The sequence below is a fragment of the Streptacidiphilus alkalitolerans genome (genome assembly GCF_042511045.1).
In the GTDB taxonomy this organism is placed as follows: Bacteria; Actinomycetota; Actinomycetes; order Streptomycetales; family Streptomycetaceae; genus Streptacidiphilus; species Streptacidiphilus alkalitolerans.
Window position 1 is genome coordinate 111814 of record NZ_JBHEZX010000020.1, and the last position, 14829, is coordinate 126642.

Annotated in this window: 13 protein-coding genes and 1 pseudogene; 6 read left to right on the top strand and 8 right to left on the bottom strand. The window is 71.6% G+C overall.

The genetic code is table 11. From position 1 onward, the window contains the following. The first annotated feature begins 4 nt into the window (after positions 1 to 4). Positions 5 to 589: a GAF domain-containing protein gene (locus ACEZDG_RS32605; protein ID WP_380516840.1), complete on the top strand. Its 585-nt coding sequence runs from the start codon at positions 5 to 7 to the stop codon at positions 587 to 589. Positions 590 to 655: 66 nt separating this feature from the next. Here the strand turns inward: ACEZDG_RS32605 and ACEZDG_RS32610 are convergent, their stop codons facing one another. Beyond that, complete coding sequence (locus ACEZDG_RS32610) at positions 656 to 1870, bottom strand: acyl-CoA dehydrogenase family protein (RefSeq protein WP_380516843.1); 1215 nt, start codon at positions 1868 to 1870, stop codon at positions 656 to 658. 342 nt (positions 1871 to 2212) lie between these two features. Here ACEZDG_RS32610 and ACEZDG_RS32615 point away from each other — a divergent pair, with 342 nt between their 5' ends. Together ACEZDG_RS32615 and ACEZDG_RS32620 are read left to right on the top strand one after the other, a co-directional pair. After that, the gene (locus tag ACEZDG_RS32615) at positions 2213 to 2764 is read left to right on the top strand and encodes a TetR/AcrR family transcriptional regulator (RefSeq protein WP_380516847.1); all 552 of its coding nucleotides are present in this window, start codon (positions 2213 to 2215) and stop codon (positions 2762 to 2764) included. Then, positions 2764 to 4320 (top strand): annotated as a pseudogene (locus ACEZDG_RS32620) (MFS transporter); the annotation flags it as partial. The gene ACEZDG_RS32615 and the pseudogene ACEZDG_RS32620, both read left to right, overlap by 1 nt. 457 nt (positions 4321 to 4777) lie before the next feature. Here ACEZDG_RS32620 and ACEZDG_RS32625 read toward each other — a convergent pair. From ACEZDG_RS32625 to ACEZDG_RS32650, 6 genes are all read right to left on the bottom strand, one after another. After that, positions 4778 to 5572: a PIG-L family deacetylase gene (locus ACEZDG_RS32625; protein ID WP_380516850.1), complete on the bottom strand. Its 795-nt coding sequence runs from the start codon at positions 5570 to 5572 to the stop codon at positions 4778 to 4780. Between the two features lie 175 nt (positions 5573 to 5747). Continuing rightward, on the bottom strand, positions 5748 to 7007 hold the full coding sequence (gene dacB, locus ACEZDG_RS32630) for a D-alanyl-D-alanine carboxypeptidase/D-alanyl-D-alanine endopeptidase (RefSeq protein ID WP_380516853.1): 1260 nt from the start codon (positions 7005 to 7007) through the stop codon (positions 5748 to 5750). 52 nt (positions 7008 to 7059) lie between these two features. Then, complete coding sequence (locus ACEZDG_RS32635; protein ID WP_380516938.1) at positions 7060 to 7956, bottom strand: Gfo/Idh/MocA family protein; 897 nt, start codon at positions 7954 to 7956, stop codon at positions 7060 to 7062. 8 nt (positions 7957 to 7964) lie between these two features. Further along, positions 7965 to 8576, bottom strand: coding sequence for a flavin reductase family protein (locus ACEZDG_RS32640; protein WP_380516857.1), 612 nt, complete (start codon positions 8574 to 8576; stop codon positions 7965 to 7967). 333 nt (positions 8577 to 8909) lie between these two features. Then, positions 8910 to 10202: a carbohydrate-binding protein gene (locus ACEZDG_RS32645; RefSeq protein ID WP_380516860.1), complete on the bottom strand. Its 1293-nt coding sequence runs from the start codon at positions 10200 to 10202 to the stop codon at positions 8910 to 8912. Positions 10203 to 10365: 163 nt separating this feature from the next. Then, positions 10366 to 10749: a lantibiotic dehydratase gene (locus ACEZDG_RS32650; RefSeq protein WP_380516863.1), complete on the bottom strand. Its 384-nt coding sequence runs from the start codon at positions 10747 to 10749 to the stop codon at positions 10366 to 10368. 9 nt (positions 10750 to 10758) lie between these two features. Here ACEZDG_RS32650 and ACEZDG_RS32655 point away from each other — a divergent pair, with 9 nt between their 5' ends. Continuing rightward, positions 10759 to 10893, top strand: coding sequence for a hypothetical protein (locus ACEZDG_RS32655; RefSeq protein ID WP_380516866.1), 135 nt, complete (start codon positions 10759 to 10761; stop codon positions 10891 to 10893). Between the two features lie 20 nt (positions 10894 to 10913). After that, complete coding sequence (locus ACEZDG_RS32660; RefSeq protein ID WP_380516868.1) at positions 10914 to 11279, top strand: hypothetical protein; 366 nt, start codon at positions 10914 to 10916, stop codon at positions 11277 to 11279. Here ACEZDG_RS32660 and ACEZDG_RS32665 read toward each other — a convergent pair. Beyond that, positions 11239 to 11667 (bottom strand): hypothetical protein, encoded by a 429-nt coding sequence (locus ACEZDG_RS32665; RefSeq protein ID WP_380516870.1) that lies wholly within the window; start codon positions 11665 to 11667, stop codon positions 11239 to 11241. The genes ACEZDG_RS32660 and ACEZDG_RS32665 overlap by 41 nt on opposite strands. A 392-nt stretch (positions 11668 to 12059) precedes the next feature. Here ACEZDG_RS32665 and ACEZDG_RS32670 point away from each other — a divergent pair, with 392 nt between their 5' ends. Next, the gene (locus ACEZDG_RS32670; RefSeq protein ID WP_380516873.1) at positions 12060 to 14828 is read left to right on the top strand and encodes a fibronectin type III domain-containing protein; all 2769 of its coding nucleotides are present in this window, start codon (positions 12060 to 12062) and stop codon (positions 14826 to 14828) included. Position 14829 lies beyond the last annotated feature (1 nt).

Genomic DNA, 14829 nt, shown 5'->3' on the forward strand with positions numbered 1-14829 from the left:
CGCCATGACCTACGATCCCGTTGGCCGCCTGAAGATGATCCCGCTGGACCACGAGGCCCCCGAGCGGGTGACCCGGCTGCGCCAGCTCGGCCTGGGCGAGAACCCGGACCCGGAGTTCGACGCCTTCGCCAGCGAACTCGCCCGGATCACCGGCGCCCCCTACGCGATGGTCAACTTCATCGACGAGGAGCGCCAGTACTTCGCCGGCCTGCACACGCCGTCGGGCGCGGTGGGGGGCGCCGACCCGGGCGCCGCCGCGGCGGCGGCCACCGCGGAACCCGGCCGGGTGATGGACCGCGACCACGGGTACTGCCCGCACGTCGTTGTGCGGCGCAAGGCCCTGGTGCTGGAGGACGTCTGCGACTACCCGCGCTTCGCGGGCAACCCGGTGGTGGACGAGATCGGCATCCGCTCGTACCTGGGGGCACCGCTGATCGACCGGACCGGCACGGCCCTCGGCACGATCTGCGTGGTGGACATCGAGCCCAGGCCCTGGGGACGGCCCGGTCTTGAGACCATCAAGTCCATGGCGGCGGAGCTGGTCGAGCGGATCCACCGGCGCGAGGACGAACTCGGTCTGGGACAGTAGCGGCCGGGCAGGAGCAGCCGGACCGGAGCGGCCGACAGGTTCAGGCCCCCCGCACGGGGCCTGGCCTCAGGCCACGTTCCCTGCGCTCTGCTCGTCCCCGCTCCACACCCCGTGGGCCAGCCGCTGCGACCACTGCCCCTTGGACTGGCCGAGCGCGACCTCGCCCAGCCGCAGCAGCTGCACGTCCGAGGTCCCGGCCGGAGCGAAGATGTGGTGCGCGTCCCGCAGGTACCGCTCGACCGGACGGTCGGTGTAGAGCCCCGCGGCGGCGTGCACCTCCATCGCGTTGCGGGCCGAGTCCAGCGCGTACTCGACGTTGATGAGTTTGGCGTTCATCAGTTCCGCGTCGCACGGCAGCCCCTGGTCCAGCAGGTGGACCGCGTGATAGGCGGCGAGACGGGCGGTCATCAGTCGGGACTGCATCTGGCCCACCTTCATTCTGATGGAGGGCAGGCGGTGCAGGGACTCGCCATAACGCTGCCGTTCCTTGGAGAACTCCACCGTCTCCTCCATCAGCGCCCGGTGAATACCGAGCGAGACCGCCGTCAGATTCGCCCGTCCGTAGAGCACGCTGGACGAATAGGCGACCGAGAGTCCGTCACCCTCCGCACCCAGCAGATTCGACGCGGGCACCCGGCAGTTCTCGAAGACGAGTTCTCCGAAACTGAAACCGTGCAGTCCCATGGCGGGGCGCTCGGGGCCGAGTGAGAAACCGGGCCGGTCCGACTCGACCAGGAACGCGGACAGGCCCTTGGAGCCCGGCCCGGTGCGCACCACGACCCCGTGCAGATCACCGACGTGGCTGTTGCCGACGTAGACCTTGCGGCCGTTCAGGACGTAGTCGTCCCCGTCACGCTCCGCACTCGCCGTCATGCCCAGCACATGCCCCCCGGACTCGGGCTCGGTGACGGCGATGGTGGGCAGGCAGTCACCATGCGAAACCGCCGGCAGCCAGGTCTTCTTCTGCTCCTCGCTGCCGAAGTGCACGATCTTCGCCACGCCCAGCTGGGAGGCCTGGACCATGGCGCCCATGGCGCCGCTGACCCGGGCCAGCTCCTCGATCACGATGGTCTTCGCCAGGTGCCCGAGCCCCATCCCGCCGTACTGCGGATCGACGGTCACCCCGATCCAGCCCTGGCGGGCGATCTGCCGGGAGAGGTCGTGCTGCACCGAACGGGAGGCCTCCATGTCCGCTATCCGGGGACGTACTTCGGTTTCGGCGAAGTTGCGGACCTCTTCTCGTAGACTTTCATGACGCTTCGTGGTGAAGTAGCCATCCACTTTGGAGCCTCCTCGAAATAACGCTTGGAGACAGTTGCCGGCGTGGGTGGGTATCCCTGCGCCATTCACGCTTTCCGTCACGTTTCTGGCGATGCCGACACATCATCGTGGTGAGTGGACTCGGCAGGTTCAAGATCACTCGTCAAACTTGACCGAAACTGGGCCCATTGCCGGAATCGCATCCGTGTGCGTCACCGCAAATGTGACCGAATCCCCGGCAAGTGCCTTCAGCATTGAAGGCAAACACGGCACGGCCGTCGGGGGTGGCTGGATCGCATGGGTAGCGGAGACGCTTGCGTATTAGATGAGACATACATGTCTCATATGAGCTACCCTGGGCTCATGACCACCGACCGCGACTCCGTTCTCATGGCAGCCGTCGGCCTTCTGTCCCGGCAGCCCTCCGCCGCCATGGACGAGATCGCCCGCGCCGCCGGGATCAGCCGCGCCACCCTGCACCGGATGTTCCCCGGCCGCGACGCCCTGCTGCGCGAGGTCGCCGCGCTCGCGCTGCGCCGGATGTCCGCCGCGCTGGACGCCGCCGCCATCGACGAGGGCGACCCGGTCGCGGCGGTCCGCCGGCTCGCCGACGCCGTGGTCCCCGACGCCGCCACCGCCGCCTTCCTCACCGGGGAGAACCGGCTGTTCGACGACACCGAACTCTGCGCGGCCTGGGAGCGGATGGACGCCCGGGTGGCCGCGCTGTTCCTGCGCGGCCAGCAGTCCGGCGCGTTCCGGGTCGAGCTCCCGGCCGCCTGGCTCAGCGAAGCCTTCTTCGACCTCCTCGCGGGCGTGGGCTGGGCCGTCCAGGAAGGACGCCTGGCCCCCCGTGACAGCACCCTCGCGCTCACCGAGCTCTTCCTCGGCGGCGCCCTCAGAAAAGACCAAGCCTGATGAACAGCACCACCACCGTCCCGCAGACCACCTCCACCTACCGAAATCCGCGCAGCGGGCTGAGTCCGCGCACCCGCTGGATCGCGCTGTCCGTGCTGGTCCTCGCGGTGCTGCTGGTCGCCGTCGACGCCACCGTCCTCTTCCTCGCCATCCCCTTCATCAGCCGCAGCCTCGACCCCTCGGCCACCCAGCTGCTGTGGATCGGCGACAGCTACTCCTTCGTCCTGGCCGGACTGCTGGTCAGCATGGGCTCGCTCAGCGACCGGATCGGCCGCAGGAAGCTGCTGCTGATCGGCACCGCCGCGTTCGGCGCGGCTTCGCTGCTCGCCGCCTACGCCCCCGGCGCGGGCTGGCTGATCGCCGCCCGAGCGCTGCTCGGCGTGGCCGGGGCGACCATCATGCCGTCCACCCTGTCGCTGATCCGCAGCCTGTTCCCGGACGACCGCGAGCGGGCCCGGGCCATCGGCATCTGGGGCGCCGCGGCGACCGCCGGTGCGGCGGTCGGACCGCTGCTGGGCGGGCTGCTGCTGGAGCACTTCTGGTGGGGCTCGGTCTTCCTGATCAACCTGCCGATCGTGGTGCTGCTGCTGGCGCTCGGCTGGCGGCTGCTGCCCGAGTCCCGTGACGAGGGCGCCGGCGCCTGGGACCTGCCCAGCGTCGCCCTCTCCCTGGTCGGCATCATCGGCCTGGTCTACGGCATCAAGGAGGCCGCGGTCGGCAACGCGCTGCAGCCGGTGGTCCTGGCCGCGGCCCTGCTCGGCGCCGTCTGCCTGGTCTGCTTCGTCCGGAGGCAACTGCGGCTGCCGGTACCGCTGCTGGACGTCCGGCTGTTCGCCGACCGCCGGTTCACGGCGGCCACGGTCGGTGCGCTGATCGCCCTGATCGGGCTCGCGGGTGTGGTGTTCTTCCTGTCCCAGTACTTCCAACTGGTGCGCGGCTACTCACCGTTGCAGGCTGGGCTGGCCGACCTGCCGGCTTTCGCCGGTTCGGTGGCCGGTGGGCTGGGCGCGGCCCTGCTGGCACGGCGCTGCGGCCACCGGGCCGCGCTGGCCGGCGGACTGCTGGCGATGGGCCTCGGCCTCGGCGCGCTCGGCTGGGTCCACGCCGACACCTCCTACACGCTGATCGCGGTGGCGTTCATGGCCACCGGCCTCGCCGAGGGCGTGGTCTACGCCCTGTCGACGACCATGGTGCTCGGCGCGGCCCCGGCCGAGAAGGCCGGCGCGGCCGGCGCCGTCTCGGAGACCGCGTACGAGCTGGGCACAGCGCTGGGGATCGCCCTGGTCGGCTCGGTGCTGGCGGCGGTGTACCGCTCCGGTCTGGTGCTGCCCACCGGGGTCGGCGGTCCGGCGGCGGCCGAGGCGGAGAATTCGCTCGGCGGAGCCGTCCAGATCGCCGGCACGCTCCCGTCCGCGACGGGCGACGCGCTGGTGCGCAGCGCGCAGCACTCGTTCGTGCACGGGATGAACCTGGCGGCGGGCTTGTCGGGACTGTTGCTGATCGGTGCGGCGGCTTTGGTCTGGTTCCTGCTCCGCGGGGCCGCTGGCGCGGGGGCCGCTGGTACGGGGGCCGGAACGGCGGCGGAGGTGGGCGCGGGTCCGGCTTCGGGCGCTGACGCGGAGGCTCACGCAGTGTCGCGCGCGAGCGTAGGCGCTGGTGTCGGCATCGGCCCGGGCGCAGGTGCTGAGGCGGGCGTCAGCTCCGGCACGGGCGCGGGCGTCAGCCCGGGCTCCGGCTCCGGCTCCGGCTCCGGCTCCGGCTCCGGCTCCGGCTCCGGTAGGAGCGTGCGGGGTGCTGCGGGTGGAGGGGCGGGACCTGCCGGAGGCAGGGTGGCTCCTGGTCCCGCGCCGCGCGAGAACTCGGCTGCGGGCGGCGCCGTCAGGGCGTCAGCCCCCGGGCTGCACCGCGTCGCGTAGCGGGTGAGCGACCGTCACCTGACGGCGCTTCAACCCTGCCCGCGCCGGCCCGCACCCACTCCGCACAGCACACATCGCGCAGCGCGTAAGCGACCGTTCAGTGGGCGTCCGCCAGCAGGCGGGCGCCCGCTGCTGCGCTGCCGACCCTCGCGCCGGGGCCGGACCGGTGCAGGAACCACTCCGTGCCCAAGCAGAGCGTCCGCAGCTGCGGTTCCTCGAACGCGGCGATCCGCGCACCCCGCTCGAACTCGGAGGCATGCGCCCGCACGGCCTCCCACTTGACGTCCAGCCAGGGGCGGACGTCCACCGCCGCGGCGATCCGCTCGTCCGGGCTGCAGGGCAGCGGGGATTCCAGCCCGAGCCCGGTCAAGGTGCGGATCAGCGACGCGGGGACGGTCGACAGCCACAGCGACTCGACCGCCCAGGCCGTCCCGGCCTGCGGCCACTGGTACGGGCTGGCCGCCGCCTCCACCGCGGCCAGGACCGCGCGGTGCACCCGCACATGGTCCGGGTGGCCGAACATGCCGTTGGCGTCGTACGTGGTCACGGCCGCAGGCCGGAACGAGCGGATCCGGGCCACCAGATCGCCGACCACCTGGTCGAACGGCGCCTCGCAGAGGCTCCCCCGCCCCATCCCCAGATGCCCCGAGTCGCGGTAGGGCAGCACGCCCGACTCGGCGACGCCGAGCACGGTCAGCGCCTGGCCCAGCTCCTTCACCCGGGTGCCGGTCGCGGCGAATGACGCGCCGTCCGGAAGTTCGCCGTCGGTGCAGGTCAGCACGGCGGTGGGACGTCCCTCCGCGGCATGCTGGGCCAGTACTCCGCCGGTCCACAGGGCCTCGTCGTCAGGGTGGGCGTGAATGGCCATCAGGCCCCGCGGCCGATCTGTCATCGCCCTCCCCTCCGTCACGCTGCTGCACCACACTACGGTGCGGTATCCCCAGCGTAACGAACCGCGCCGACAGGGACGGCACGGATCACCGTAGTACCTGGAGTCGGCTCCAACGCCCGGCGATCCCGGCCCCGTTGACACCCCGTCTCACCTCGTCCCACCGACCGCGCGGGGCTCACCAGCAACCGGTGACCGTCGCGGCGAGCCGGTCCACCCCCTGCCGGGCCCGGCCCAACCCCGCCGGCCCGTTCTCGACGAAGGCGAACGCCTTCCAGCGCCCGTCCCGTCCCCGGGTCACCCCGGCCAGGGCGACCACATCGTGCAGGGTGCCGGTCTTGGCATGCACCCGGCCGGCCGCGCAGGTGCTGGGCCGGGTGCTGAAGCGGTGCAGGCGGGCGGCCAGCGTCCCGTCCCGCCCGGCCACCGGCAGCCCAGGGAACAGCGGCCAGAGCTGCTTGTGGTCGCGCGGGTCGACGGCGAGCGCCGCCAGCGCGCTGAGCGCCGCGGCGGTCATCCGGTCCCGGCGGGACAGTCCGCTGCCGTCGAACAGCGCCACCCCGCGCAGCGGGATCCCGTACCCGGTGAGGATGTCGCGGACCGCCGCGGTGCCGCCCTGCCAGCTGGGCGGGCGGTGCCGGGCGAGCGCGGTCAGCCGCAGCAGCCCCTCGGCGATGTTGTTGTCGCTGACCTTCAGCATGTACTCGACCGCCTCCCAGAGCGGTCCGGAGGTGTGCGAGGCCAGATCGACCGCCGTCGCCGGTGCGACCGCGCGTCCCGGCGGTGTCCTCGGGAGCCGGACTCCGGCCGCGGCGAGCTGCGTGGCGAAGAGCTGCCCGGCCGCCAGCGCGGTGTCGTTCACCCTGGCCCCGCACAGCGCCAGGGCCCGGACCGGGGCGAGTTCGCCCGGGTAGTAGCCGGGCAGCCAGCCCGGCGAGGCGGTGGCCGCGGTCGGCGCGGGAAAGAGCGAGTCGTCGACCCGGAGCGCGGCCACCGGGAGCTGACGCATCGCCAGCACCTTGGCGGTCGCGGCGGCCAGGGCCTTGAGGTCGGCTGCGGCCAGCCGCTGGTCTCCGCCGCCGACCAGGTAGAGGGTGCGGGTCGACGGCTCGTAGCGGGTGCGGGTGCGCTCGGTGCGGTCCGGGCCGAGGGCGGTCAGCGCGGCCACCGCGACGGCGAGTTTGTTGGTGGAGGCCGGCATCCGGCCCGCTCCCGCACCGGAGGCCCACACCGTGCGCCCCGAGGCGACGTCCACCACCTGGCCCACCCCGCCGGAGCCGAGGCCCGCGCCGGCGAAGCGCGTGTGCAGCCGGGCGGCCACGGCGCGGTCCCCGGCGGAGGGCCCGCCCGCGGCGCTCGCGGTCACGCCTGCGGGGAGGGCCGGGGCCAGGGCGAGCAGCACCGCGAGCAGGCCGACCCGCGCCGTCATGATCATCATCCAACCAGCATGACAGCGGGTCAGTTGTTGACGCCGCTCAACGCGCCCCGACTCAGCCGGACTCCTCCACCTGGCCGACGATCCACTCGCACAGCTCATGGGTGAGCAGCGCGTCCCGGGCCGAGACGGTCCGCCCCTTGCGCAGCGCGTCCAGGAACTGGTGGCAGACCTGCTCGATGCCGCGCTGCCGGGCGACCGGCACCCAGTCCCCGCGCCGACGGAGGGTCGGCTGGCCCCGCTGGTCGATCACCTCGGCGAGGTTGACCACCTGGCGCTTGGAGTTCCGTCCGGAGACCTCGAGGATCTCCTCGACCGAGCCGCTGACCCGGTTCATGATCCCGAGGGCGGTGAAGCCATCCCCGGAGAGCTCCAGCACCAGGTGCTCCAGCAGCCCCTGCCGCGTCCGGGAGCGCACATGCCGGTGGGTGATCTCGCCGGGGACGAGGAAGCGCAGGGTGTCCACCACATGGACGAAGTCGTCGAAGACAAAACTGCGCGGCGCCTCGGGCAGGCCCTCGCGGTTCTTCTGCAGCAGGATCAGATCCCGAGGGCGCTCGACCGCCTGGGCGTAACCGGGCGCGAGGCGGCGGTTGAAGCCGACCATCAGCGAACGCCCGGTCGCCTCGGCGAGCTCGACCAGCCCCCGGGCGCCCTCGTACGTATAGTCAAGCGGCTTGTCCACATAGACATCCACGCCGGCCTTCAGCAATGCCTCGACGATCGGCACATGCGCGCTGGTCGCGGCGTGCACGAAGGCCGCCGCGGGGTCCGCCGCGAGCAGCGACTCCAGCGAGTCGTGGCGGTTCGGCAGCCGGTACTGGTCGCCGATCCGGTCCAGTTTGGCCCGGTCCCGGGTCATCAGATGCAGATCGAGCCCGGGCTCGGCGGTCAGCACCGGCAGATACGCCTTCTGTGCGATGTCGCCCAGCCCGATCACGCCGATCCTCAGCAGGTCCGTCACCGCTGCTCCCAGTCCTGGTAGCGGATCCGCGCGATCTCGCGGACCCCGTCCGTGGCGGTACTCCCCCACTCGTTCCGGCCGAGCCGGGACAGCGGTCGCAGCAGCCCGATCTCCGGGTGCCCGTCCACCAGCACCGCCTCGTCCACGGCGGCGTGCAGCACCTCGCCGAACACCACCGTCGAGTTCCCCAGGCAGAGCGTGCTGTGCAGTCGGCACTCCAACGCCACCGGCGCCCCCGCCACCCGCGGCGGCTTCACCCGCAGCGACGGCTCCCGCTCCACCCCGACCGCCTCGAACTCGTCCACCCCGTGCGGAAAGTCCGTCGCGGTGTCATTGATCTGCTCGAACATCGGCTCGGACGCGAAACTGACCACGAACTCCCGCGTCGCCTCCACATTGACCAGCGTGTCCTTCCGCCCCACCGAGGTGAACTGCACAATCGGCGGATCAACACACGCGACGGTGAAGAACGAGTGCGGTGCGAGGTTCGCCGTCCCGGCAGAGCTCAGCGTGGACACCCAAGCGATCGGCCGGGGTACCACCACTGCGGTCAGCAGCTGGTAGAAGGCGAACGGCTCCATCGCCTGTGGGTCGAAATCAGTGCGCATGGCGATCAGTATCCCGCGCCGGGCCGTAGACCGTACCACCAGGTCAACGGCACGGCCAGTGCGGCCGCCACCGGTGACCTAGAAGAACTGCTGTCGCTGCTTGCGCTGGACGTCGTGTGGACCGCCGACAGCGGAGGTCGCCAACGGCCGAATCACCGGAATCTACGCCATCCGCAACGGCGAGGGCACTGCAGGTGCGCTGCCCGGGGGATGTTGCCGCCGGGATCCAGGGCAGGAACCTGGACTGCTCGTGGACGTGTCGCACCTGCGGCGGGGACACGGGACTGCGGGCCGTGCACGCGAGGTGCACGGCCCGCAGTCACCCCGGAGGGGTCAGTACCCGAGGTCGCTCAGGAACCTCTTGGTGTACTGCAGCGGGGTGGTGCTGGACACGGAGTTGCAGGTGGGCGACGCGTAGGTGTAGTTGCAGGGCGTGTCTCGGTCCAGGGACCAGAAGTGGACGCCGGCCAGGCCGTTGCTCTTCGCGTAGGACGACAAGGTGTCCACGTCCGCAGTGGTGAAGGTCTCGCTGGTGTTGTCGTTCATGCCGATCATCGGCGTGACGGCGATTTTGCCGGCCGGGATCCCGTAGGTGTGCTCCAGGTTCTTCACTGCCTGGATCGAGGACTGGGCCATCTCGCAAATGCTGCCGGAGACCACGCACACGCTGCTGGAAGCGTTGCCGAAGTCCATGGTCATCAGGTTGATGACGTACGACTTCAGGCTGGAGCCCAGGACCGCGCGGACGACCTGGTTGCCGAGCGAGTTCACGCCACCGTAGGAGCCGTCGGAGGCGCCCAGGGTGGCCAGGGTAAAGCTGAACTGGAGCTTGGGGTAGGTGGCCTGGGCGCCGGCCGCGGCGTTGACCAGGTTGGTGATGTCCGAGGAGCTGAGCCCGTTCTCGATGTCGAAGTCGATGCCGACCAGGTTCGAGCTGGTGTAGCGCGAGATGAAGGAGTTCATGGCGGAGGTGGAGCCGCAGGTGAACGTCCCGGCTGCGCCGCCGGTGGACACCACGTAGTTCAGGTTGGCGGAGTGGAGCTGGGGCACGTTCTCGGCGGCCCAGTTGGCACCCGAGACGCCTCCCCAGGTCTCGCTGCCGCAGGAGCCGGTGGCGAAGGCGAGGCTGACGGCAGGCAGCTTCGGGACGTACTGGGACACCATGCTGCCGGAGCCGACCAGCGGCTGCACGGACCCGCCGGCCGCCGACTGCAGCTGGTAGGTGTTCCAGTTCATGTTGATGGTGACGTCCTTGTACGGGCTCAGGAGCAGGCCGCTGACCGAGCCCGTCCCGGTCCCGCCGGTCCCGCCGCCGCCCCCTCCGCCGCCGGAGGAGCCGCCGGTACAGGCGCCGTTGGAGGTCCAGGGCTGTCCCGAACCGCTGCCGCCGCTGCTGGTGGCCGGGTCGTTGCCCTGGGTCCAGTAGTTGGCCGTGTAGTTGGTGCCGTTCTCGCTGGCCTGCTGGCCTGCGGTGTACACCGTGGCGGCGCTCCAGGCCGTGGCGCAGGTGGTGGCCGCCTGCGCGGCGGGCGCCGAGGCCACTGCCAGGACCGTTCCGCCGATGGCCAGGCCGAGGGCTGAACAGCTCGCCAGTGCCGTGCGAAGAATCCGCTTTCCAAGGCGCATGAATCCTCCAGGGGGAGAGGAGTGGGGGCGACCAATCGGCTCACCTGCACTGAGGCATGGGTGAGTTGACGACTTTTGTATGTCCGCCGCCAAGATTGGTCAAGACCACTAGCGCGTATTGGTACAGACCAGAATCCGGCGTCGCGAAGCGGGTGGGCCTCCGTCATGCCGTTGGCGCTGCCTCCGGGGCCGGGGCCGGGATCGTGCTACCGGGGTAGGTGGCCGGGTAGCCCACGCCGGCGTCGGGATTCAGTGCCTGCGCCAGCGGGACGAGCGCCCCGTTGCCGTACCGCTCGTGCAGCGCCAGCGTCCAGTCCTGCCACATAGGGCGCCCGAAGGGGTGGCGCGACAGGCGCAGCAACGCGCTTGCCGCCCGCTCCAGATCCTCCGCCATCGACGCGGGTAGCTCCACCTCGGCGTCCATGCGCAGGTCTACCGCCAGCGGGGTCCGGCCGACCTTCGACAGCTTCCGTATCTCGTCCGCCAGGCCCTCGCACAGGAGGCCGGCCGCGTCCGCGCACGTAGAGGTGTTGTGGGTGGTCACCATCCTGTGGACATGCTCCAAACTACCCTCGACGCCCTGGGTGCCGGTGTGCTATACGCCGGCTGCGGTGCTGTGCTCGCCGTCCTGGCCGCCACCGTCGCGGCCCTCGGACCGCGCACCAACGCCCTCTCCCTCGAAGCCGTCTGACCACCACCACCGGAGCAGCCATGCCCGCACCACGCCCGATCACCCTGGCCGAGCTCAAGGCGCAGCACCCGGGGCACCCCGGCATCGACCTGATGACCGGACGGACCCCGCTCTTCGCCTGCCAAGCCGACCAGTGGTTCTCCTACTGCCTCTACGTGCCCCACGACATCGACACCACCCGTCCCCACCCGCTGGTGGTCACCGTCCACGGAACCGAGCGCGACGCGACCGGCTACCGCGATGGCTTCGCCGCCTTCGCCGACACTCACCGGCGCATCGTCCTGGCCCCCTGTTCCCCGCCGCCATCGGGGACCCCAACGACATCGACAACTACAAACTGGTCGCCTACCAGGGCATCCGCTTCGACCACCTGCTCCTGGAGATGACCGCCAAAGCGGCCGTACGCTGGCCGTCGCAGCCGACAGCTTCTATCTGCAGGGCTTCTCCGGCGGCGGCCAGTTCGCGCTGCGCTTCCTGTACCTGCACCCCGACCGCCTGGCCGGCGTCAGCATCGGCGCCCCCGGCCGGGTCACCCTGCTCGACGCCACCGCCGAATGGCCCCACGGCACGTCCGACCTGCCCGCCCGATTCGGTGCCGAAGCTCGCCCGGAGAGCCTGAGCACCATTCCCATCCAGCTCCTGATCGGCGAACTGGACTGCCAACCGCACCCGTTGACCCCGCTCAACGGTACCGAGAGCATCCTGCTGCTGCGCGACAACCTGCTCACCCACGGCATCCGCCCGGTCCTCGACATCGTCCCCGGCGCGGCCCACAGCGGGTACGCACTCCTCCCCGCCGCCACCGCGTTCCTCGCCCGATTGGTGCCCCGAGAGGAGGATTTCACTACCAGAAGTGCCGGACGCCGCCGTGCGGTAGGCGATCTGCCGGGCCAGATCCCTGGCTCTGCCCCCGCACCACCACGGCGGCCCCGTGCTGCGTCGGATCCCGCTTCATCGCACGCCTCTCCCATTCTCGGTGATCTTTGCGAACATCAGTCCATTATCGGCGAATTGACGAATCGACAGTTACGGAAGCCACTTCAGAAGCCCACCCGCTTCATCTGGACTCGCACCCTTTGTACACCCCATGCTGATGGGTGGTTGCCGCATCTGACGGCACACAAGGTGGGGGGAAATCACCTATGAGGCCAAGAGTTCATCGCGCCATGCGCGCACGCACCCGGGGGCTGCTGGCCGTGGCCGGCTGCGCGGCACTGACCCTCGGGTCGGTGGGGGGCGTCGCAGGCACGGCACACGCCGGAACCATCACCGGTACCGTCACCGCGAACGCGGCTGCGGCCGCCGCGAAACCCGCGCCGCTCGGCGACACCGCGACCTACCGTGCGGACAAGTACGGCTTCCTGAACGGCTGTTACCACATCCCGGCGAACACCACGAGCGTCCGGGTCGAGGTCGTCGGCGGGACCGGAGCCGACGGTTCCAAGTTCGACGGGGACTACGGGAAGGGCGGCGGCAAGGGCGGGCGCGGAGCGGACGTCCAGGCCGATCTCCCGGTGGTTCCCGGCCAGTACCTGCTCGCCAGCGGCGGCGGCCCGGACGGCGGGTTCCACGGCGGCGGAGCCTTCTCCCTCGGCGGCGACGGCGGTGGCTCGACCAGGGTCTACTCGGCTGCCGCGTGCAACGGAGCCGCCCAGCCGCTGGTGGTCGCCGGCGGAGGGGGCGGCGGCGGAGGCGACGGCGCGGTCGGCAAGGGCGGTGCCGGCGGGGCCGGCGGACTGCTCACCGGGTCCGGCGGCGGCTACGGCGGCAACAACCAGCCGGCCGCCGGTGCGGGCGGCGGAGGCGGCACCCAGACTGCCGGAGGCGCCGGCGGCAACCCGGCCACGACGATCAAGTCCAGCGCCGGTAAGCCGGGCACGGCCGGCAAGGGCGGCTGCGGCGGCCACTGCGACAAGTCCGACGACGGTGCCTCGGGCGGCGGAGGCGGCGGCGGCGGCTACTTCGGCGGCGGGGGCGGCGGCAACGGACAGGCCAAGGGGGCCGGCGGCGGGGGCGGCGGATCCAGCTACGTGATCCCCGGCGCGACCAGGGTGAGCGGATCGGCGGGCACGACCGCCGCCCAGGTCAGCATCACCCCGATGACCGGCGCCCCGGCCGCGCCGACCGGAGTCTCCGCCGTGGCGGGCAACCAGCGGGCCACGGTCTCCTTCACCCCGCCGACGCTCGACGGCGGCAAGCCGGTCACCGGTTACACGGTCTACGCCAAGACCACCGACCCCGGCTACGACCAGACCGTCACCACCAACGGCAGCCCGGTGGTGGTGCGCGATCTGACCGCCGGCCAGGCGTACACCTTCACCGTCACCGCGACCAACGCGCTCGGCGAGGGCTTCCCGTCCCCGCCGTCCGCACCGGTGACCACCTACAGGACCCCGCTCAAGGCGGTCATCACCAGCGCGACGCCGGGCGACGGCCGGTTGACCGTCACCGCCACCCCGGCCGCGGCGGACGCCAGCGCGACCACCGGCATCCACAACCCGATCACCTCCTACACCGCCACCGTCAGGCCCGGGGTCAATGTCACCACCGGCCCCGGCGTCTCCGTCACCGCGGCGGTCACCCCGGTCACCACCGACGGGGTCACCAGCTACAACAGCCCGCCGATCACCGTGACCGGACTAACCGACGGCGCCAACTACACCGTCACCGTCCACGCCACCAACCTGGGTGGGAACGGCCCGGAGTCGGCCCCGGCGGTGGTTGCCGTCCAGGGCCTGCCCGGCGCTCCCACCGACGTCACCGCCAACAACGCCACCCCGGTGGGAGCCACCACCGGCACCGTGGACGTCGCCTTCACCCCGCCCGCCGTCACCGGCGGACGCCCGCTCCTCAGCTACACCGTCGTCTCCAGCCCCGGGGGCCTCACCGCCACCGTGGCGGCCGGTGCCCCGGACATCGAGATCACCGGCCTGACCATCGGCACCAGCTACACCTTCACCGTCCACGCCACCACCGGGACCGGCGACGGACCGGCCTCGGACCCCTCCAACCCGGTCACCCCGACCCCGGTCGGCATCCCCGGCCCGCCGCTGACGCCGGGCGCGGCGACACTGGACGAGGCCGCTTACGTGTCCTGCTCGGCACCCTTCCAGGACGGCGGCAGCCCGATCACCTCCTACACGGTGACCGCGAGCCCCGGCGGGATCACCGCGACCGGCCCCAGCTGTCCGATCCTGGTCACCGGCCTGACCGACGGCACCGCCTACACCTTCACGGTGACCGCCACCAACGCCGACGGCGGCACCAGCCAGCCCTCCCAGCCCACGGGGGCGATCACCCCGCACGTCCCGTCCGGAACGCCCCCGGCCAATGACGACTTCGCGAACGCCCAGCCGATCAGCGGGACCTCGGGGTCGGTCAGCGGATCCAACATCGGCGCGACCCAGGAGCCCGGCGAGCAGACCATCCAGGACCACAGCGGCGGGGCCTCGGTCTGGTACCTGTGGACCGTGCCCGAGACCGGCTCCTACCAGATCGACACCTGCAGCGCGTACCCCGGCTTCAACAGCATCATCGGGATGTTCCTCGGCAACTCCGTCACCGTGGACGAGTTCGGCGCCGGCCCCAGCCCGGACCAGTGCCCGGCCGGGGAGGCGGGCTCGACCATCGTGACCGGCACCCTCAGCGCGGGGATCACGCTCCACCTGAAGGTCGACGGCGTGGGCATGAGCACCACCCACGGCTTCGCGCCGTCGCAGGGCCCGTTCACCCTGGAGTGGGCGGAGCAGCCCGCCCCGGAGCCCCTGGCGCAGCACCGCGGCCGGGCCGGGACATCGTCCGGCCCGGCCGCGGTGCTGCTCAGCCCTGGCGCCACCCGCCACCCGACTGGTGCACCCGGCGGTGGGAGATCCCGAGCCGAGCTGGATGCCACCTCGCGCAGGCCTGACGGTCAGTCATCCCGCGCCGGACCGTGAC